23 protein-coding genes are annotated in these 19,571 nt (G+C 33.1%); 2 read left to right on the top strand and 21 right to left on the bottom strand.

The features are described 5' to 3' along the window. The first annotated feature begins 343 nt into the window (after window positions 1-343). Both BUR17_RS10380 and BUR17_RS10375 read left to right on the top strand, forming a co-directional pair. Window positions 344-1,879 carry a phytoene desaturase family protein gene (locus tag BUR17_RS10380; protein ID WP_074230326.1) on the top strand — a complete coding sequence of 512 codons (1,536 nt, stop codon included), beginning with the start codon at window positions 344-346 and terminating at the stop codon, window positions 1,877-1,879. Further along, window positions 1,869-3,629, top strand: coding sequence for a C45 family autoproteolytic acyltransferase/hydolase (locus BUR17_RS10375; RefSeq protein WP_084550564.1), 1,761 nt, complete (start codon window positions 1,869-1,871; stop codon window positions 3,627-3,629). The genes BUR17_RS10380 and BUR17_RS10375 overlap by 11 nt, the downstream gene beginning before the upstream one ends. Before the next feature lie 174 nt (window positions 3,630-3,803). On the opposite strand, the gene BUR17_RS10370 is transcribed toward BUR17_RS10375, so the two are convergent. The 21 genes from BUR17_RS10370 to BUR17_RS10270 form a co-directional block, all read right to left on the bottom strand. After that, window positions 3,804-4,973 (bottom strand): DUF2062 domain-containing protein, encoded by a 1,170-nt coding sequence (locus BUR17_RS10370; protein WP_074230325.1) that lies wholly within the window; start codon window positions 4,971-4,973, stop codon window positions 3,804-3,806. 4 nt (window positions 4,974-4,977) lie between these two features. Beyond that, window positions 4,978-5,454 carry a hypothetical protein gene (locus tag BUR17_RS10365; protein WP_074230324.1) on the bottom strand — a complete coding sequence of 159 codons (477 nt, stop codon included), beginning with the start codon at window positions 5,452-5,454 and terminating at the stop codon, window positions 4,978-4,980. A 5-nt stretch (window positions 5,455-5,459) separates the two neighbouring features. After that, window positions 5,460-5,831, bottom strand: a complete 372-nt coding sequence (locus BUR17_RS10360) for a 3-hydroxyacyl-ACP dehydratase (RefSeq protein ID WP_143747567.1) — start codon at window positions 5,829-5,831, stop codon at window positions 5,460-5,462. A gap of 3 nt (window positions 5,832-5,834) precedes the next feature. Then, complete coding sequence (locus BUR17_RS10355) at window positions 5,835-6,470, bottom strand: hypothetical protein (protein WP_074230323.1); 636 nt, start codon at window positions 6,468-6,470, stop codon at window positions 5,835-5,837. Further along, window positions 6,436-7,062 carry a LolA family protein gene (locus BUR17_RS10350; RefSeq protein ID WP_074230322.1) on the bottom strand — a complete coding sequence of 209 codons (627 nt, stop codon included), beginning with the start codon at window positions 7,060-7,062 and terminating at the stop codon, window positions 6,436-6,438. The genes BUR17_RS10355 and BUR17_RS10350 overlap by 35 nt, the downstream gene beginning before the upstream one ends. 187 nt (window positions 7,063-7,249) lie before the next feature. Continuing rightward, window positions 7,250-7,978: a polysaccharide deacetylase family protein gene (locus tag BUR17_RS10345; RefSeq protein WP_074230321.1), complete on the bottom strand. Its 729-nt coding sequence runs from the start codon at window positions 7,976-7,978 to the stop codon at window positions 7,250-7,252. Between the two features lie 146 nt (window positions 7,979-8,124). Then, window positions 8,125-9,186, bottom strand: a complete 1,062-nt coding sequence (locus tag BUR17_RS10340; protein WP_074231151.1) for a beta-ketoacyl synthase N-terminal-like domain-containing protein — start codon at window positions 9,184-9,186, stop codon at window positions 8,125-8,127. Further along, a complete protein-coding gene (locus BUR17_RS10335; protein ID WP_074230320.1) occupies window positions 9,183-10,382 on the bottom strand; it encodes a beta-ketoacyl-[acyl-carrier-protein] synthase family protein in 1,200 nt (399 codons plus the stop codon). Before BUR17_RS10335 ends, BUR17_RS10340 begins: the two co-directional genes overlap by 4 nt. Window positions 10,383-10,461: 79 nt before the next feature. Further along, entirely contained in the window at window positions 10,462-10,719 is a 258-nt protein-coding gene (locus BUR17_RS10330) for a phosphopantetheine-binding protein (protein ID WP_074230319.1), read from the bottom strand. 89 nt (window positions 10,720-10,808) lie between these two features. Next, entirely contained in the window at window positions 10,809-11,348 is a 540-nt protein-coding gene (locus BUR17_RS10325) for a 3-oxoacyl-ACP synthase (protein ID WP_074230318.1), read from the bottom strand. Between the two features lie 17 nt (window positions 11,349-11,365). Continuing rightward, the gene (locus BUR17_RS10320; protein ID WP_074230317.1) at window positions 11,366-11,653 is read right to left on the bottom strand and encodes a type II toxin-antitoxin system RelE/ParE family toxin; all 288 of its coding nucleotides are present in this window, start codon (window positions 11,651-11,653) and stop codon (window positions 11,366-11,368) included. Beyond that, window positions 11,643-11,891 carry an addiction module protein gene (locus BUR17_RS10315; RefSeq protein WP_074230316.1) on the bottom strand — a complete coding sequence of 83 codons (249 nt, stop codon included), beginning with the start codon at window positions 11,889-11,891 and terminating at the stop codon, window positions 11,643-11,645. The genes BUR17_RS10320 and BUR17_RS10315 overlap by 11 nt, the downstream gene beginning before the upstream one ends. A 39-nt stretch (window positions 11,892-11,930) precedes the next feature. Next, window positions 11,931-13,094: a beta-ketoacyl synthase N-terminal-like domain-containing protein gene (locus BUR17_RS10310; RefSeq protein WP_074230315.1), complete on the bottom strand. Its 1,164-nt coding sequence runs from the start codon at window positions 13,092-13,094 to the stop codon at window positions 11,931-11,933. Beyond that, window positions 13,091-13,510 carry an acyl-CoA thioesterase gene (locus BUR17_RS10305; protein ID WP_074230314.1) on the bottom strand — a complete coding sequence of 140 codons (420 nt, stop codon included), beginning with the start codon at window positions 13,508-13,510 and terminating at the stop codon, window positions 13,091-13,093. The genes BUR17_RS10310 and BUR17_RS10305 overlap by 4 nt, the downstream gene beginning before the upstream one ends. An 81-nt stretch (window positions 13,511-13,591) precedes the next feature. Beyond that, on the bottom strand, window positions 13,592-13,975 hold the full coding sequence (locus BUR17_RS10300; protein WP_074230313.1) for a GxxExxY protein: 384 nt from the start codon (window positions 13,973-13,975) through the stop codon (window positions 13,592-13,594). 136 nt (window positions 13,976-14,111) lie between these two features. Beyond that, complete coding sequence (locus BUR17_RS10295; protein ID WP_074230312.1) at window positions 14,112-15,374, bottom strand: ABC transporter permease; 1,263 nt, start codon at window positions 15,372-15,374, stop codon at window positions 14,112-14,114. Further along, a complete protein-coding gene (locus tag BUR17_RS10290) occupies window positions 15,364-16,116 on the bottom strand; it encodes an ABC transporter ATP-binding protein (RefSeq protein WP_074230311.1) in 753 nt (250 codons plus the stop codon). Before BUR17_RS10290 ends, BUR17_RS10295 begins: the two co-directional genes overlap by 11 nt. 1 nt (window position 16,117) lies before the next feature. Continuing rightward, the gene (locus tag BUR17_RS10285) at window positions 16,118-17,113 is read right to left on the bottom strand and encodes a BtrH N-terminal domain-containing protein (protein WP_074230310.1); all 996 of its coding nucleotides are present in this window, start codon (window positions 17,111-17,113) and stop codon (window positions 16,118-16,120) included. Between the two features lie 4 nt (window positions 17,114-17,117). Beyond that, a complete protein-coding gene (locus tag BUR17_RS10280; protein ID WP_074230309.1) occupies window positions 17,118-17,522 on the bottom strand; it encodes a helix-turn-helix domain-containing protein in 405 nt (134 codons plus the stop codon). Between the two features lie 577 nt (window positions 17,523-18,099). Continuing rightward, window positions 18,100-19,281 carry a hypothetical protein gene (locus tag BUR17_RS10275; protein ID WP_074230308.1) on the bottom strand — a complete coding sequence of 394 codons (1,182 nt, stop codon included), beginning with the start codon at window positions 19,279-19,281 and terminating at the stop codon, window positions 18,100-18,102. Window positions 19,282-19,320: 39 nt separating this feature from the next. Then, entirely contained in the window at window positions 19,321-19,548 is a 228-nt protein-coding gene (locus BUR17_RS10270) for a hypothetical protein (protein ID WP_074230307.1), read from the bottom strand. Between the last annotated feature and the right edge of the window lie 23 nt (window positions 19,549-19,571).

Here is a 19,571-nt window from a genome sequence, read left to right as displayed (position 1 = left end):
TTGTTACGCTTTGCTTCACAAAAAGAGCTCCGCTCAAGTCGGGCTGCTTGCAATTCAATAATACAGGAGCCAAAGTAAAAGTTTAAAGATCCAAAGATTAAAACATCTATTAAATTAATGTATTGTAAGTTTTTGGTAAACAGGATTATAGAGTACTGTTCCTTTGCTAAGTGAAACGCCTTTGCGAACAAAAAATATTTTCAATAATTTAAAAAAATCTTTGTGTCCTTTGCGTTTAAATAATGCAATATAAATTGAGTTTTTCGTAAATATTTTTAGACACATTATTCTAAACAGTTTGATAAACTTTTGTACCTTTTGCCGTTAAAACTATAATCAGAATTTGAAAAAAACATACGACATATTGATTATCGGAAGCGGAATAGGAGGTCTTGTTTCGGCGCTTATTTTGGCTAAAGAAGGCTTAAAAGTCTGTGTCTTGGAGAAAAACAATCAATATGGCGGAAATTTACAGACATTTTCCCGTGATAAATTAATTTTCGACACCGGAGTTCATTATTTGGGTGGGCTTTCAAAAGGGCAAAACCTGCATCAGTTTTTTTCTTACCTGGAAATAATCGATGATTTAGAGCTCCAGAAAATGGATGAAAATGGCTACGATAAAATCACTTTCGGAGACGATGAAATTGAATATCCGCACGCTCAGGGTTATGAAAATTTTGTTGAACAATTATCAAAATATTTTCCTGAAGAAAGAGAGAATTTAGAAGATTATTGTGAAGAAATTCAGCGTGTTTGCAATCACTTTCCCAGATATAATGTGATTGGAAAAGATAGTTATAGTGAAGAAATTCTCCATTTAAATACCAAAAGATTCGTCGAATCGATTACTCAGAATAAGAAATTGCAATCTGTTTTATTGGGTTCCAATTTTTTGTATGCAGGTGATTCTGAAAACATTCCGTTTTATGTTCACGCTTTAACGGTGAATTCTTACATTCAAAGTGCTTACAAATGCGTGAAAGGAGGAAGCCAGATTTCAAAACTTTTGATCCGGAAATTAAGAGAATATGGAGCTGATGTTCATAAACATTCAGAAGTTTCAGAATTCATTTTTAACGAGAACAATGTTTTAAGTTCGGTAAAAACAAAATCAGGAAAAGAATATTTCGCTAAACAGTTTATTTCAAATATTGAAATTCGATCTTTAACTAGATTGATCGGTGAAGAAAGATTGAAAAAATCTTTTTTAAATAGAGTCTTAAGTTGGGAACCTGTTTCGTCTTGTTTCAGTGTTTATTTGGTTTTAAAACCTCAGACAATTCCCAATTTCAATTATAATATTTACCATTATTCATCCGACGAATTAGTCTGGAATGCCTATTGTTACGAGAAAAAATCGTGGCCGGAAACTTATATGCTTTCTTCTACGCCTTCAAAACATCATTCTGAATTTGCAGAAAGCTTAACTGCCATTTCTTATATGGATTTTGATGAGGTTAAAGCGTGGGAAACCACAGTAAATACTGTCGCTGAAGAACACGAAAGAGGAAAACAATACAAAAAGTTCAAGTTTGAAAAAGCAGAAAAAATGATTGATGCTTTGGAAAAGAAAATACCGAATTTAAGAGATTCAATTAAAAACATTTATACCTCTTCTCCTTTGTCTTATCGCGATTATATTGGAAGTTTTGACGGAAATATGTACGGATATATGAAAAGTTCAGAAAATCCTCTAAAAACAATGGTTTCTCCACGTACAAAGATTGATAATCTTTTTCTAACAGGGCAATCAGTGAATATGCACGGAATTTTAGGTTGTACAATCGGAGCTTTCAACACCTGTGCAGAAATTTTAGGAAAGGAAAAAATTGATGAACGTTTGACACAAATGATTAAAAATAATAATGAAATTTAAACACACTTTTGTCATTCTGAATAGAGCGAAGCGCAATGAAGAATCTAATATATTTGTAATAGATTTCTCCCTTCGTCGAAATGACAGGCGTTTGATCTTTCTCTTTTTCAGTCTTATTCTTATACTGAATCTTACTTCTTGCGGTGTCAGAAAATCCATAAAACACATTCCGGATGTAAAACAATATTCTTTAGAAATACCGAAAGTAATAACAATCAATGATTCTACTTTTAGTTTTAATCAAAATTATTTAACCAAAAATAAACAACAGCTTTGGGAATTGTACATCAAAGGAAATCCTTTACAGTTGGGCTATAACAATGGGGCTTTAACGCAGGATTTAATGCAGAAACAGGAAGAAATTTTCTTTTCTAAAGTAGAAGGTTTTGTTCCTTCAAAGTTCAAGCAAAAATTGTTGAGAGGTTTCCTGAAATGGTATAACCGAAAAATGTATCTGAATATTCGTGAAGATTTTCAGGCTGAATTGTACGGTTTATCTCAATATTCATCAGATAAATATGATTTTATTGCTCCAAAATTCAGAAGAGCAATGTATTTGCACGGAGCGCACGATATTGGTCATGCAATGCAGGATTTAATGGTTGTTGGTTGCACTTCGCTTGCGGTTTGGAATGAAAATACGGAAGATGGTAATTTATTAATCGGTAGAAATTTCGACTTTTATGTCGGTGATGAATTTACAAAAAATAAATTAATAGAATTTGTAGAACCCGAATACGGAATTCCATATCTATCAGTAAGTTGGCCGGGAATGATTGGCGTAGTTTCCGGGATGAATAAAGAAGGGATTACAGTAACGATTAACGCCGGGAAATCTAAAATTCCATTGACGGCGAAAACTCCGATTTCGTTTGTGACAAGGGAAATTCTGCAATATGCTACAACTATTGACGAAGCGATTGCAATTGCAAAAAAGAGAAAAGTTTTCGTATCAGAATCTATTTTAGTGGGAAGTGCTAATGATAAAAATGCAGTCATTATTGAGGTTTCACCGAATAATTTTGGGGTTTACAAAGTTGAAAATACGAGTAAGGTTTTTTGCACCAATCATTTCCAATCGGAAGCTTATAAAAATGATAAAAGGAATCAAAAACAAATTTTAGAAAGCCATTCCGAATACCGTTACGAAAAACTTCAGGAACTTTTGCAGGAAAATAAAAAACTGAATCCTGAAAAAATGGCTTCTATTTTAAGAGATAAATCAGGTTTGAAGGACGAAGAAATCGGTTATGGAAATGAAAAAGCGATTAATCAGTTATTAGCGCATCATGCGGTGATTTTTTCGCCTCAGAAAAAACTGGTTTGGGTGTCTTCAAATCCTTATCAATTGGGCGAATTTGTATGCTATGATTTAAATGAAATTTTCTCGAATAGAAGATTAAAAAGCGGTGAATTTGCAAAGTCAGAATTAAATATTGCGAAAGATCCTTTCGTGAATTCTCAGGATTTTGAAAATTATGAAGAGTTTAAATTTGCTCATTCTGAAATACAAAGTGCAATTGATTCGGATAATATGATTCTTACCGATGATTTTATTCCACATTATCAGTCTTTAAATCCTGATTTTTGGTTGGTTTACTATCAATCCGGGAAATATTATTTTAAACAAAAAGAATATTTAAAAGCAAAAACTGAATTTGAAAAAGCTTTGACGAAAGAAATCACGACAATTCCCGACAAAGAAAATGTGGAGAGATATTTGAAGAAGACTTTGAGAAAATTGAGATAACTAAAACATGTTATTTGAGATTCCTACGGAAGGACAAATATTGTTTTTTTCATTAACTTTTCTTTTGTGTTGAATTTTGCAGCCCGACTTGAGCGGAAATCCTTTTTTTGTTTTGGGAAAAGCTTTGGCAAAAAAGATTGGGAGTGGAAGGCGGAAATAGCTGCCCAAAAAAAATCAATTATTCTCAGGATTCACTTTATTCAGAAAAAGAAAAGCAACAATTCCCGAAACGGTAGAAATTGTTGTCGCTAAAATAAAGCTTCCGATAATGTATTGAAGCAGATTATTTTTTACCAAATCGAAATTTAAATCCTGACTCAAAAGATTAGAATCTCCTGAAACAAAAGGCGCTCCCAAAAAGAGTGATGCAGCAATAATAAACGGAATAAACGGCGGCAAACTCACATTGGAAGCTACAAATGCCAATACTTTATTTAATTTGAAAAGGACTGATAAAGAAATCACCAACAAAGTCTGAAATCCCCAAAACGGAGAAAGTCCGATGAACACGCCAAGTGCGATGGAAAAAGCTTTAATACGATTGGTTCCGTCACTTTCCAAAACATCTTCTTTGATGAATTTTTTAAAGCTTTTTTTTTTGAAATTATTCACAAAATTTCTCGGAATAATATACAATAAAGTGATGGTCACCAAAATCGTATTCAAAATACTGATTCTTGTAAAATCTTTGAACGGTCTGAAATGCGAAACCCTTTCTGCAGGGTCATACAAAACTTTTATCGGAACATTTTTTACAGGAATGTGCCTCCAGGCGGTTCTTACGATAATTTCAATTTCAAACTCGAATTTTGGAGTAAAATATTTTTTCGGAATTTTATGTAAAGGATAAAGACGATAGCCGGATTGGGTGTCTTCAAGCTTGATTCCGGTCTCAAACCAAAACCAGAAATTAGAAAAACGGTTTCCAAAACTGCTTTTTTTCGGAATCCCGTCTTGCGACATATTTCGGTTTCCAATCAGTAAGACATCTTCGTTTTCTTGCAACAGATTTTCTACAAAAACAGGAATGTCATCGGGATAATGTTGCCCGTCTGAATCGATGGTTATGGCGTAATCGTAGCCTATTTCTTTTGCCTTTCTGAAACCTGTTTTAAGCGCATTTCCTTTTCCTTTGTTTTCTGATAGATTAATAACCGTAATCGAATATTTTTCTAAAATCTGTAAAGTAGAATCGTTAGAGCCGTCATTGATAACGATAATATTTTCGGTGTACTCTAACACGCCGTCAATTACTCTTTTCAGAGTTTTTTCGTTATTGTAAGTAGGAATTAAAACACAGATTTTCTTTTCGGAAATTGCATTTTGTACTTCAGGAAGGGTCATTGTTTTATTTTAACATTGCTTTTTCTGCGTCTGTCATTGTCTTAGACTGGGCTGCAAACTTTTTGATGTAGGTTTTCAGCGCTGCATTTTGTTTGCTGTAATTATTTAAAAGAAAAGCTTTGTCGTCTTTTAAGCTTCCTCTATAACCTACAATTTTCGGGATATTTTCTTGAACGCTCATTCTTATAACTCTCAATTCTGCGTTATTCGGATTGCTTTTAATAATGCTTTCAAGACTTGTTGCTCCGGATTTTACGAGGGCTTTTCTGTTTTTGGTTACAATTTTAGCCTCCATTATTTTCGCAGCAGCTTTGTAACCATTTGTTACGGCATCAGAACCAGTTTGTTTTTCGGCAATATCAATGAAACTTTGTGTATTTGCAGTTGACAAATTGGCCTTTTCATAGCTGTTTCTTAAAGCATCAAGATCAAATTGAAAGAATAGAAAAAAAGCGGTCAAAAACGAGAAGATCAGTTTCATAAGGTCTATTTTTTATAGTTTACCGACATTTTTAATGCAATAGTCTCGCCAAAAGAAGTGGTGTTTTTTACTTTAATTTCTTCTTCGCCTTCGTTAATATCAAGTTGCAGCGTTAAATCCGGCGTTTCAAAAGGATTGATAATGGCCATAAACTTTACATTGGAAGCTGATTTTAGAAACAATTTTTTACCTGTAAATTCTTCAGTCAGTTCTTTCACAATCTGCATCATACAAACTCCTGGAGTTACAGGGTTTCCAGGGAAATGTCCTTTGAAAATATCGTGATCTTTATTCAGAGAAATATTCGCAACAAAACTTCCGTTTTCTGCTTTTTCAGAGGACTTTAAAGTATAAAAATCTGTAAGAATGGTTTGCATTATTTATTCAGTTTCAGTGATTTGAAATAGTTTTATATTGATTTTGAAATCTTTATGTTGAAGATTCAAACTATCTGCGAAGATATGTTTTTTTGCATCAAAACTAAAATCGATTTTTTCCTTATTGTTCTTTGTATAAATGATTTGCTTGAGCAGGTTATTTTCTTTGTTGAAAAATAAATAATAGTTTTTCTTCTCAATTTTTGAAAGATAAATCTTAGAATTTTCATTTTCAAAACTTTCATTCACAGGATATTTTTGTCTTAAAAGTTCCTGAAAATCACTTTTTAAAAAATTAATGACGATTTTTTTATCTAAATCTGGAAGAACATAATTCAGTTTAAAATCATTTTCCGAAACTTCAAAATCAATCAGTTTGTTTCCAAAATCTGAAGTTAATACGACACGATGGGTTGTTTCCTTGATTTTTTTGATAATTAAAATTCCGCTGACGTGATTTTTATAAATATCCATTTGACATTTATAAACATAATCTTCGTTGGAAGAAAAGTATAGATTTTCAACTGTTTTTTCAGAATTTGAAACTGGTTTTACATCTATAAGCTTATACGTTTTACAGGAAACAAACAGTAAAAAAAACAGACTATAAAGAAAACTCTGAAGCAGGAATCGGCGCATTGATTTTTGTGTTTTTGAAAACAATATTCGTTGTATCTCCCGAAGCTTCTGTCATATTGACCTGCGAAACTGTCGTTTGATTTTTAGGGAAATGAAGCTCAATTTGCTTAATATATTTCAATAATTGAGCAGATTTCGGAGTGAACTTTGCGATGTTTGAAGTTCCGTTTTTAAAGTAAGCAACTGCAAATTCAGGGTCACTGAACATTTTTCCGTTTGAACTTCCCACAATCAGTTTATTGATTTTTTCAAAAGTTTTGCTTTTTGCATCTACCGAAGATTTTTTTCCCTGGTCATTGATGAAGATTTTATTTTCCTTAAAAATAATACTGTATTGATAGGGTTTTGTGTATTTCCAACTCAATATATTCGGTGATTTCAAGGACATTTTACCGGACGTGATAATGCTTTTATCTAAAAAATCCATCTTTTTGGTTTGAACAAAATCGGCTTGTAAAGTTTTTATTTCTTTAGTTTCCGATGAAACTTTAGTTACAAATGCTTTTGCTTCCGCTCCCGACATTGCTGTGTTTTGTGCAAAAAAGAAGCTTGAAATTAATAAAAATGTGCTTAAAGCTATATTTTTAATCATTGTTTTTATTGTTTAAATTTAACCACAAAAGGCACAAAAGATTATTATACTTTTAGTTTAAAAAAGTTCGCAAAAGATGAAAATCAAAGATTTTTAAAACTTATGTGTTCTTCTAATACAGCGAATCTATAACTTCAGATAACTAATGTGTTCAAAAACTTTTATGACTTTTGCGATTAAAAAATTATTAATCAACCGTAAAAGTCGAATACTTTTTGTCCTTCAAAAATAGCAATAAATCTACCAAAACATTATACGTTTTTTCCGAAGTATCGTGAAGAAGAATAATGCTTCCTTTTTTTAGATTTTTCGTGATTCTTTTGTAGATTTTCTTTTCATTTTCTGTGATTGTATCTAAAGAACGTACATTCCAGCCAATGCTTTTTTTCTGAGTTTTCCTGATTGCTTTTGCAATATTCGGATTGGTAACTCCGAAAGGTGGTCTGTACAAATCGGTTTTTAGATTTCCGACTTTCAATATCATTTCATCACATTTCTCAATTTCCTCAATCATTTTTTGAGTTGATAAAAAACCTGTATTATTTGAATGTGAAAACGTGTGATTCCCAATCGTATGACCTTCTGCAATAATTCTCTGAAAAGTTTCGGGATATTTTTCAATCTGTTTTCCGATACAGAAAAAATTAGCTTTTATGTTATTTTCTTTTAATATATCTAAAAACTTCGGTGTAAATTCTGTAGGTCCATCATCAAAAGTCAAAGCAACTTCTTTTATTTTGGTTCTTTTATGCGTAAAACTATTGACAAAATATCCTAACCGAATATCAAAAGAACCCCAAACTACAACTGCTGAAAATACTAAAAACAAAAACAGGTATACCCAAAAACTTCCTTGAAACGCATAAATAAACACGTTGCAGAAAAGATAAAATAGGATAAATGGGTAATGCTTCATCTTTATTTTTAATTATTGGTTCTCCTTGTTGCCCTCTGTTTTGTCATTCAGAATGTAGCGAAGCGAAATGAAGAATCTAAATGATAAAGTTGAGATTCTTCCTTCGTCAGAATGACAAAGAGACTGTTTTAATTTGCTGAATGAAATCAAGCCTTTTCCAACAAAACCAAACTATGGTCATTTCCACCCAAATGATTATATAAAAGAATATTTTTAATTTCTTTTTTCTTCAAATCATTAATCAGCATCACCTCCGGAATTTCCTGATCTTTCAAAATATGACAAGCCATAAACGTCGGAAAACCACTTGCCGTATTGAATTCTCCGCTCAAATGTTTATAATACAACAATGCTGAATTTGAAAATAAATCCATTGCTTTTTGATAATAAACATCAGACTTTGCATCTCCGCTGAATCCTAGAATAACAGCACCAATTTCATCATTTTTCAGATTGTTTTTAGACAAAAAATCTTCAATAAACTTTTGGGTTTCTTCTAAATCTAATTTATTATTTAATTGAATATCTTTTAGTTGCGCGTAAGAATTTTCTGTTTTATCTTTTCCTAAGACAAAAAAACTGGCGCCTTCACCCCAAATAACACCTTCGGTTTTTGAATTTATATAATCAACGGGAAAATTTTCTTCTTTTTTAATGGTACTGTTGAGCTTATACAATTCCATTGTTCTGTCGGTTTGCTCGTCTGTAGAACCTACCAAAACCGTTGAAGCTTCACCGTCATTAATCTGCAATTTTGCATCCAAAAACGAAAATTCCAGAGACGAAGAAGTGTTCACATACGTGAAATTGTAAGCGTGACATTGCAAACCTAAAGCGATTTGACCAGCAACCGTATTGTGAGTCGACTGAATAAAAAATGTCGGCGTGAGAAATTCTTCATTATTTTCCAAAACATTTTTTAGAAATTTTTCAGAATCCTGCGAACAGCCCATTCCTGTTCCGACAATAATGGCGTCGGGTTTTTCGATTCCGGCTTCTTTCAATGCATATTGAGAAGCAACGGTGCTCATTTTTACTGTTTTAGACATTCTTCTGCTTGCTGCAGGCGGAATGAATTCTTTGTAATTCGGCTCAATTGCTTTTAAAATCTGAACTGAATTTTCAGGTTTTAAATTTTGGAAAAAGTTTTCGTTTAGAGTGTCCTGAACTGAGATGCAGGCTGCACTGTTGATGTAAACTGCACTCACGATTTTGAAAAGATTAAGGTTGAACAATTTCCTCCAAATCCAAATGAATTGGAAAGAACGTGATTGATATTTTTCTCTTTGAGTTCAGTTACCGGAGTTAAATCAAATTCTTCCATCTTGGTTTTAAAATTAAGATTTGGGAAAATGATATTATTCTGCATTGCCAAAATCGAATAAACTGCTTCAATTCCTGCAGCAGCAGCCAAAGTATGACCCGTAAATGCTTTTGTAGAACTGAATTCAGGTACTTTATTTTCACCAAAAATTCTAATCATTGCAATTCCTTCAGACAAATCATTATTCGGAGTTGCTGTTCCGTGAACGTTGATATAATCGATGTTTTCTTTATCTAAACTTGAAACTTTCAAGGCTTTTTCCATTGCTAAATAAGCACCTTGTCCGTTTTCCGAAGAAGCGGTTTGATGATGTGCATCATTGGCGTTTCCATATCCTGAAAGATAGGCTAAAACTTTTTTGTTTTCTTTTTTCACGATTTCATCAGATTCCAAAACAATAAAAGCGGCGGCTTCACCTAAATTTAGACCTTTTCTATCGTTATCGAAAGGCGTGTTGTAAGAATCCGTCAAAATCATTAAGGTATTAAATCCATTCAGAGTAAACTTTGAAAGAGAATCTGTTCCGCCGACAATTACACGATCCAAAACACCATTTCTTATGAGTTTTGCACCCATCATAATTGCATTTGCTGCAGATGAACAAGCCGTACTAATCGTAGAAACCATCCCTTTCAGACCTAATAAATCTGCAATAGCCAAAGATGAATTTCCGGCATCGTGAGAGTCAATGTATTTTTGCTTTTCAGGGAAATCTTCGTAAGTGTAGAAATATTTTTCGGTGATATCCATTCCGCCAACACTGGTTGAGGAAATGAGTCCGGTTTTATATTCATTAATATCCGAAATTCCGGCACTTTCTACAGCTTCTTTTGCGGCAATCATTCCTAACAAAGCGGTTCTTGTTACGTTGTTATCTTCAGCAAGCTGAAGTTTCTGTATCAATTCTTCATTAGATAATTTTATTTCACCAGTTTTGATACTTCCGGCATGACGTGTTTCAAACATTTCGATGTCTGAAATCCCGTGTTTACCAGTTGTTAGCGAAATAAAATTTTCCTCAACATTGTTACCAATGGAGGAAATAATGCCCATCCCTGTAATGGCAATTTTTTGACTCATCTTTTGCAAATGTAACAATGTATCAATGTAACAGTTTACCAATTGCTAGACTGTTACATTGATACATTGGTATATTAATTTATTTTGTTCTGTTTTCTTCGATGAATTTTGCCATCACCTCGATAGATTGGAAGATCTCTTTTCCTTTTTTAGGGTCAGATAATTTAATTCCGTAGTCTTTGTCAAGAAGCACGATCAATTCCAAAGCGTCGATAGAATCTAATCCAAGACCGCCACCGAATAACGGGTCTGTATCTTTGATTTCTTCTACTGCAACGTCCTCAAGATTAAGGACTTCTATAATTTTTGTTTTTAATTCTAATTTTAAATCTTCCATATTTTTTAATTTACCAATGTATCAATCTACCAGTTTACCAATTAAGACTGAATATTATTGTTACATTGTTATACTGTTATATTGTTAAATTACGTAGTTAGCAAATATACAAAAGCTTTATAACTTTCCTGATATAGTTCTACCCAGCCGCATAAGACTTTTTCGGCTTTTCCTGATTGTAGAATTTGTTCTGCGTATGAGTTTAAAAATTCTTCATCAAATTCTTCCAAGACGAAAAAAGCATTTTCGGTCTGCATTTTATGTTTTATGCTGATTTCACCGACACAAATGTTAGGTAAAGTGTATACAAAAACAGCAGGGCTTGGGAAATAATTTTTCTGAGAATTGATGCTTTCCTGATATTTAAAATCGGTATCTAAGCTTGAGGATTTGTTAGCGAAAACTAAGGCTGTTTTGCTGTTATCATCGTTTTTCAAAATCATTTCAGAAGCAAGAAAAGCGAGTTTACTCAGATTATCCATTTTATGAAATTTAGGATAACTAAGTTCTAAACTTTTGTAAGCTTCTTTCGCAAAATCTGAAAAGTTTTCTGTTTGGGATTCAAAAATAATTTCGTTGTTGAGAATCATTTTTGAATTTTCTATGGTGCAAATGTCTGTTTTCTTCATTAATAAGTTTAAAAAGTTTAAGGCTTTTTCTCTGGATTTTGGTAGGTGTTGAAAACAGAGAAGACCACAATTTCGTTTTCTATAATTTCATAAATGATAATGTAAGGAAATTTTTGAATGTATGCCTCACGAAATTGATTACTCTTTAAAGGGTAATGAAGCGGATTTTTGGTAATTCTGTCAAAGAACTTTTGAACACATTTTAAAAATTTAAGACCTAAACCTTTTCTTTTACTTTGATAATATTCAATTGCTTCTCCTAAATCATTTTCAGCCTCGGGTTTTAAAATTAACTTATAAACCATAATTTTTCATCAACCTTTCTTTTACCTCTTCCCAAGAAAAGGATTTCGTCTCGCCTTTCAGATGTTTTTCTCTCCTTTTGTCTAATTCATCATAAAACCATTCCGGAACAGTTGGATTTGATTCTGAAATTACCTCTTCTTCAGCATCAATAATTCCATTGATAATACGTAAGATTCTTTCATCTGCAATATCAATGAATTCGTGAATTCTTTTTCTGATTTCTAAAGTAGATTCCATTTCCTAAAACTTTAATTCTATCAAAATTACAAAATTATTTTATGCTTTCTCCAAAACAATTGCTGCATTACATCCACCAAAACCCGAAGCTGTTTTCAGAATATATTTGATTTCTGCAGGTTGATTTTCTTTAATAATATTTAAATCTTGAGAAACTCCCATTTCTTCAAAGTTTTTAGATGGAATCAACGTGTTATGTAAAGAAGATTCCATAGAAATAATGCTTTCCAATAAACCTGAAGCTCCTAAACAATGCCCGTAATATCCTTTCATACTGTTCAATGGAACATTTTGTAGTTCCATTCGGTTGAAAGCAATGGCTTCCATTTCATCATTGTAAAGTGTTGCTGTTCCGTGAGCGGAAATAAAATCGATTTGGTCTGCTGAAACTTTTGCTTCTTTCATTGCATTTTGAATGCTTGCAAACAATCCGTCGCCAGTTCTTGATGGTCCAGAAATGTGATTGGCATCATTGATTGCTGAATCTCCTAAAACTTTAAATCTAAATTTTTCGTTTGAGATTGTTTCGTCACCTTGTTCCTCGCAATGACTAGTAATGTACATTGCCGCGGTTGCTTCGCCCAAATTAATTCCGTTGCGGTTTTTATCGTAGGGTTTGCAAGGTTCACTTCCAATTGCCTGAAATGAATTAAAACCAGAAATTACAAACTCAGAAATCTCGTCTCCTGCAACCACAAAAGCATCTTTGTATTTTCCTGCCTGAATCATATTCTTTGCAACAGAAATTGCCATAACTCCGGAAACACAAGCGTTGGAAACAACAATTGGTTTAGTTTTAAATCCAAAAAAATCAGCTAATTTTTGAGCTAAATTGGAAAGGTAAACGCTTTCAGGTAAGTCTTTTTTATTTTTTAATAAACTGATATTTCCTTTTGTTGTTGAAAGAATAAAAGCGGTTTCATCTGAAATCTGATGTCTTTCAATTAATGGTTTTAAGCTCAACAAAAACATTTTTTCAAGTCTCGTGAAGTTATCATTCTTAGCGGAGTCGAAGAATCTCTTAAATTCCTTTTCCAATTTTTCAGAATCAATTTTAGAAACAAAAAAAGCTTCAAGGTTATTGCTAACTTGATGCAAAGCTACACCGGATTTTCCATCTAAAAGCGCTTTCCAGTTTGATTCTACATCAAAACCAAGAGGCGTGACGCAGTTGTAATCTGTAATGTAAATTTCTTTCCTCATAAACCCATTTTATCTTTCCAGGTTTGAAAAAACTCAGGATTGTACAAACATAAATTATTATCAGAATCCAAAAAAACCTGAATAGTTTCTCCTGAACAAACGAGTTGATTTTCCTGGTTGAAAATCTCGTATTTATAAATCAACTTCGCGGAAACAGAATTTACAAAAGTGGTTACAATATTGAAGGTTTCACCATATTTTAAAGGAAGAAAATGTTCGCACGTACTTTTCACAATTGGTGTTACAAATCCTGCTTTTTGAATATCTAGATACGTTAAGCCGTGCTGTCTTCCGAAAGCTTCTCTTCCATCTTCAAAATACACGATATAATGACCGTGCCAAACAATTCCAAGCGGATCTGTTTCGTTGAATCGTACGCGAACTTCCTCGGTACAAGTTAAATCTTTAGACTGCATTTTTATTTTCTTTTTTTAACCACAAGGGGCACAAAGTTTTTCACAAAGGACACAATTTTAGAATCATTTTTCCTAATAAAATTAGTCAATTGTGCCGTTGATTAATCTCTTAACACCATTTTTAAATAAAACGGAGTTAAAATTAATAAGCAAACCTAATTTGCAATTGCTTAGCTTTAAATAGGTTAGAATTTGAGCGATGTGAATATCATTTAATGATTCTACAGATTTTATTTCTACAACAACTTTTCTTTCAATCAAAAAATCAAGCCTGTATCCAATATCAAGTTTTATATCTTCATAGATTAATGGCATTGGCTTCTGTTTTTCTATCAGTAATCCCGATTTCTTTAATTCAAAGTACAGACATTCTTCATATGCGCTTTCCAAAAGCCCAGCTCCAAGTTGACGGTGAACTTTCAATCCTGCATCAAATATAACTTTTGAAATCTCATTTTCATTCATATTATTTGTGTTCTTATATTTGTTTAATTTTAAATATTTTTTACCACAAAGGGCACAATGGCTTTCACAAGGGACGCAAATAATCCTTAATCTTACTGCTTGTGCTCTTTGTGAAAAATCCTTGTGTTCTTAGTGGTTAAACTGCATTTTGTTTTCTTTCGTATAGTAATGAGATGGTAACCATTGCAATATAAAATAAAAATAAGAAAATCAATTCCTTAGCAATTTCGCCAAGTCCACTGTTTCTTAAAATAATATCGTAATAGGCATTCAGTCCCCAATTCATCGGAGAAAATGCGGCGATTTTTTGCATAAATTCTGGCATCAGGAAAACCGGAACCCAAATTCCGCCAATCGCTGCCAAAACAACTACAGAAGTCGCTCCAAAAGGTGCAGATTGTTCCTGAGTATCGGCAACTGTTCCTAATAAAACTCCAAATCCAATCGCTGCCAATCCTGCAAAAAGAGTGACAATGATGAGGTGGAACATTTTTCCGGTCACATCAAATTGTGGTAAATCCATATAAGGGAAAAGCCAAACACCAACTGCAACCATCAATAAAAACTGAATGATGCAAATGATGAGATACGTAAATGTTTTTCCTAAAATATGAATGTAATAAGGAGTCGGGCTCACACGAACTCTCACACTCGTTCCCTGACTTTTTTCTTTAACTAAATTAATGGAAAGCGGAACGACGATAAAGAAAATCGCAAACAATGCCCAAGCCGGAACATTGTGCTGAACTGAATTTGGCATTAATTCTTCCTTGCCTTTGTTCGGGGTGATTTCTTTAAAAGTAATCAAGCTTTTGTTTTCAAGATCTTCGGTTGTTCCTAGTTGGTCTTGAAAGGCTTTGTATATTTTTTTATTCTCGATTTCAAAAACCATTTTATTAATGGCATTCATCACCGAATTTTTGAAACCTGCGTTGGTTGCAGGGTCGAAATAGAGATGGATATCTTTGGTTTTTGAAGCCACAGCTTTTGTCGCAGTTGAATCGGCTTCCAAGCCAAATGAACTGACAATGGTCTGAACTTTGGAATCGATATTTGAATTTAAATCTTTCGTTAAGTTTTCCGGAATGACGATTGCCATTTGATAATCACCTGAAAAAACGGCATTTTGTGCAGGTTTTTCGTCATAATTGGTCAATAAATCAAAGGTTTTACTGCGTTGCAATTCCAGCTTTATATTCTTAGAGATTTCAGATTTATCGTTATCAATAAAAATAATCGGAATTTTTGAACCTTCCAGATTTTTAAAAGTAGAATCCTGAATTAAAGTAATCGTAATAATCAGAAGCAAAGGCATTAAAAATATAATGACAATTCCACCTGAATCTCTCTTCAACAACTGAATTTCCTTGATGAAACTTCTCCACAATTTATACAACATCTCTCAATTCTTTTCCGGTTAATGAAATGAAAACATCTTCAAGGTTTTCAGCATTGGCAACCCTTTCAACCAACTCTTCCGGTGTTCCTGTCGCGTGGATCTTTCCGTGGTCGATAATGGCAATTTTTGTACAGAATTCTTCCGCTTCAGAAAGGTGATGCGAAGTGTAAATAATGCAGGTTCCTTTTTTATTTAAATCTAAAAGATAATCGATTATGGCTTTTTTTGACTGAACATCCACACCAACGGTCGGTTCGTCCAAAAACAAAACTTTCGGGTTGTGAAGTGTTCCTGCAATCAGATTGCAACGGCGTTTCATTCCTCCGGAAAACTGGTCGACTTTTTTATTGGCAAATTTTGTTAAGCCCATTAATTCTAAAGCTTCATCGATTTCTTTGTGAAGATTTTTATGTTTTAAACCATACAAACTTCCAAAAAACAAAAGATTTTCTTTCGCTGTTAAAGTAGGGTAGAGCGCATATTCCTGTGGAACAACGCCAATGATTTGTTTAATTTTCGAACTGTCTTTTCTAGGCGATAATCCGTTGATGGTAAAACTTCCTGAAGTAGGTTTAATTAAACCTGAAAGCATAGAAATCAAGGTGGTTTTTCCCGCTCCGTTGGGACCGAGAATTCCGTAGATCTCGTTTTTAGTTATATTTAAAGAAATATCATTTACCGAAAATTCTTCCGAATTTTTGTATTTCTTATAAAGGTTTTTTATTTCGATGATATGTTCCAAACTAAATCGCTTTTCTCAGTTTTTTATAAAAAGCTTCCTCCAAATCGGCTATATGAAGCATTGATTTTGAAAGCTCATTATAAATATTACTTTTCGAATTTCTGTTTTTGTAAACTCTGGCAATATCCACCGCAAAATCTCTCCAAAGATCACCGATTGCAGTAATTTCTTTGGACAATTCTTTTAATTCGTCATTTTTAAGAATCACAGCGGCTTCCTGTAAAAAAGCTCCGTAAATAAATCTGAATCCGCCACCGCCGGTCCCGATTTCTTCCTGCATTCTGATCAATTGACCGAGATAATGATTGGTTACTTTCGTACCTTTCTTTTCTGCCCATTTCGGGATGCTTTTTGCAACCCAACGCATTGCTTTCACTCCAATTAAAGGAACGGGAGCCAACATATTTTTGCAGGTATCTTTTATCCCTTTTTTAATGGCTTCTTCCAGATTTATATTTTCCGGAATGTGAGTTGGGAAATACATATGACCTTTTGGAGCGAGTGCGCCTTTTGCATAACGTACTTTTTCAAGCTCAGCTTCAGATAGAGTGGTTGCGAAATCCATTACAGGATCGCTGATCAGGAATTTCCCATTTTCTTTTCCGTAAACAACCAAATTGTGGGCATTGAAATGGAATTTATATTCTTCAGGGAAATAAGTAAGGTTAAAAACTCCAACTTGTAAACCTGTAGGTATGTTTTGTTCTAAATTTTTCTCTAAAGCAGTTTGTGCTTCCTGAGGATTTGAGAATTTTTGTCTTTTAATTTTAATTCCCAGTCTTTTTGCTGCTTTGCTGAAAATAGCACCCGGCATCGGACGGTAACTAAAACCCGGAGCAAAATTAACTTTCAAAAAAGGAAGATATACGAAAAACAGACCTGAACCGATCCCGAAGATCATTGGTTCGCTGAGTTTCAAACCTCTGTTGAGAAGTAGATTGGAGGCAACACCGTTTTCGCAATGTGCAGTTTGGTGGTGTTCAAAATTGATCTTCATTTTTTTATTTGCCGTTGAAATTTTTTAATTCTTCTACCGAAATGCCAAATGCATCCGCATATTTTTTGAGGGTAGAATCGCTGAGTTTTTTGAAAGTTTTGGGTTTTGCGTGTCTTTTTACAGTCCATTGCCACATATTAACGTAAGCTGCCAAAACTTGTACATCCATTTTATTTAATTCCATAAAATAGACGATAGGACTTACCAAATTGTTTGCCACATTTTGTTTTGCTTCTTCGATGCGTTCATTAATGAGCTCCATCGATTCTTCGAGAGCTGCTTTTTTGGCATCCCAACCAATGCTGTTTGCTGTGATGTAATTGTCATTTTCATCAGTCACGTACAACACTTCGGTCATATTTGCTGACTGTAAATTACTTTCGTCCTGAGGAAGATCTTGCTTTTTCACCCGAAAATATTGATGTTAATTATCTTTAAAATCTAATTGGCTAAAATAATAAAAATGCAGGACATAAGATTGTGCTATTTTTTTGAAATATTTTAAAATGAAAAAGCACCAAGATTTTCTCGGCGCTCTAACAATAAAAAAGGAATTAAAGTTTATACGGTTGAAATTTTTTAATTTTTGACTCTTTTGAAGTTTAAAATAATAAGAGATAAAGAACTTAATACAAATACAAAAAAAGGTATCGCAAACCATTTTAGTGATTGATTTTGATAATAATAATTGGAAGGATTTAAAATTCCTGTATATATGATTGTTGATAGTAATAATGATATAAAACAAAATATTAACAGATATTTATCCTTATACTTTCGACATTTCAAAAAAACGCTAAGAGTGCCAATGGTCAATATGCAAGTAATAAAAGAATTCCATGAAATTTCTAAGTTATTATAGGTAAAACTTTGAAAAAAATCTACTAAGTATATTAATAATAGAACAAAAATTGGAAATCCTTTTGAGTCTATGCTGCAGATCATCATGTATGAAACAATAGATATTAATTTAAAAATTTTCATTGTTAATTGCATGTTCTATTTGTTGATGGAGCTGTTCCATTTGTTGGTGAACCGCCAATTAAATTGGCTACAGTGTTTGGAGTGTCAATTCCATTAGTATTTGTACTAATTCCAGCATAGCTTAATGCTGTGAGTGTAAAATCAGCACAATTGGTAAAACTGACATCGTAAGTGTATGAAGAATAGGCATGTGCTACAGCTATAATTTGTTGTAATTGTGTCGGAGAAATTGTTCCTATATTCCATGAATGAGTAAACGCATGTCCTCCATCGTTGGCGAAAGTACTTGGTCCATTAATATTTTGAGGAAATCCATTTGAAGGATAGAATCCAAAAACCATGATATTATTCCCCTGAGTAATTGATATAAAAGCATGACCAGGTGGTGAACTTTGCATTGTTTGTGCATATACTTTTAAATTGGCAGATTGATTAATATTTAAGCAGCTTAAAAATTTCTTTATATCAGCTATTGGTTTCTCAGGTGGCGGTGGTGGTGTAATCGTATTTGTTGGTGGTGGTATAGAAGATCCACCTCCGCCACCTCCGCCACTTCCACCACAATTGTTATAAACTCCACAACCACCACTAGGGGGTAGTGGGAAACCTGGGTTAAAAGGCTCAGTTGGTGCTAAATAATAATTTCGTTTAGGAGGAGTCGGAATAACAACTGGTTCAATAAGAGCTGGATCTTCGAGATCAAATCCCGGACTTCGATATGTCTCAGAAAATCTGGCTATAGCATTCTTTACATCTTCATCCTGTTCAGGAAAATAGAAGGAAATTCTGTCGTTTTCTTTACTTACGGAAGCAACTATAATATTTGATACATAACCATCCTCAATAAAAGGATAAAGTACCTTTCGTGTAGAATCTTCGTCAATAAAAACTTGAGAAGCATACCTGAAATCGATATGGGGTCGGCTTAAATCTTTAAAATCAAGAAATTTATTAGGGTTATCAATGTAATAATAATAGTAAAGAGCTCTAAAGGCTTCCTGGTCAGACATTGATTGAGCTCCTTTAGTGTAAGTATTTCCTTGTTTTTGGAAAAATTGGAATTTTTGAACAATTTCTTTATTTTCAGCTTGAATCGAGTCATTTTCTCTACAGCTTATAAGAGAAAGAGAAAAAAGTAAGAAAAGAAATAAAATTTCTTTGAAGTTTTTAATTTTTTGTTCCATTTGGGTTTTATTTTAATAAAATAAATATATGATAATTAATCATATAATCATGAAAAAATAATTCTGTTTTTTTCTCTGAAGTTTTTTTGTAAAAGAATTTATCGGAAGATATATTGCTGATATTACCAAAAATAGCATCGTCATCATTGCAAAAAATTCTGTAAAACGCATTGTCATGCTTGGTTCTTTTACATCACCATCCATAAGAAAGCTGATTGTTGTAATAATTGCAGAGATCGTAAAAATGTTTAAAAGTTTTCTTTTCATAGTATAGATTTTTAAATTATATA

The organism is Chryseobacterium scophthalmum (genome assembly GCF_900143185.1).
Lineage (GTDB): Bacteria > Bacteroidota > Bacteroidia > Flavobacteriales > Weeksellaceae > Chryseobacterium > Chryseobacterium scophthalmum.
This window is presented reverse-complemented; position numbering and strand designations above follow the sequence as displayed.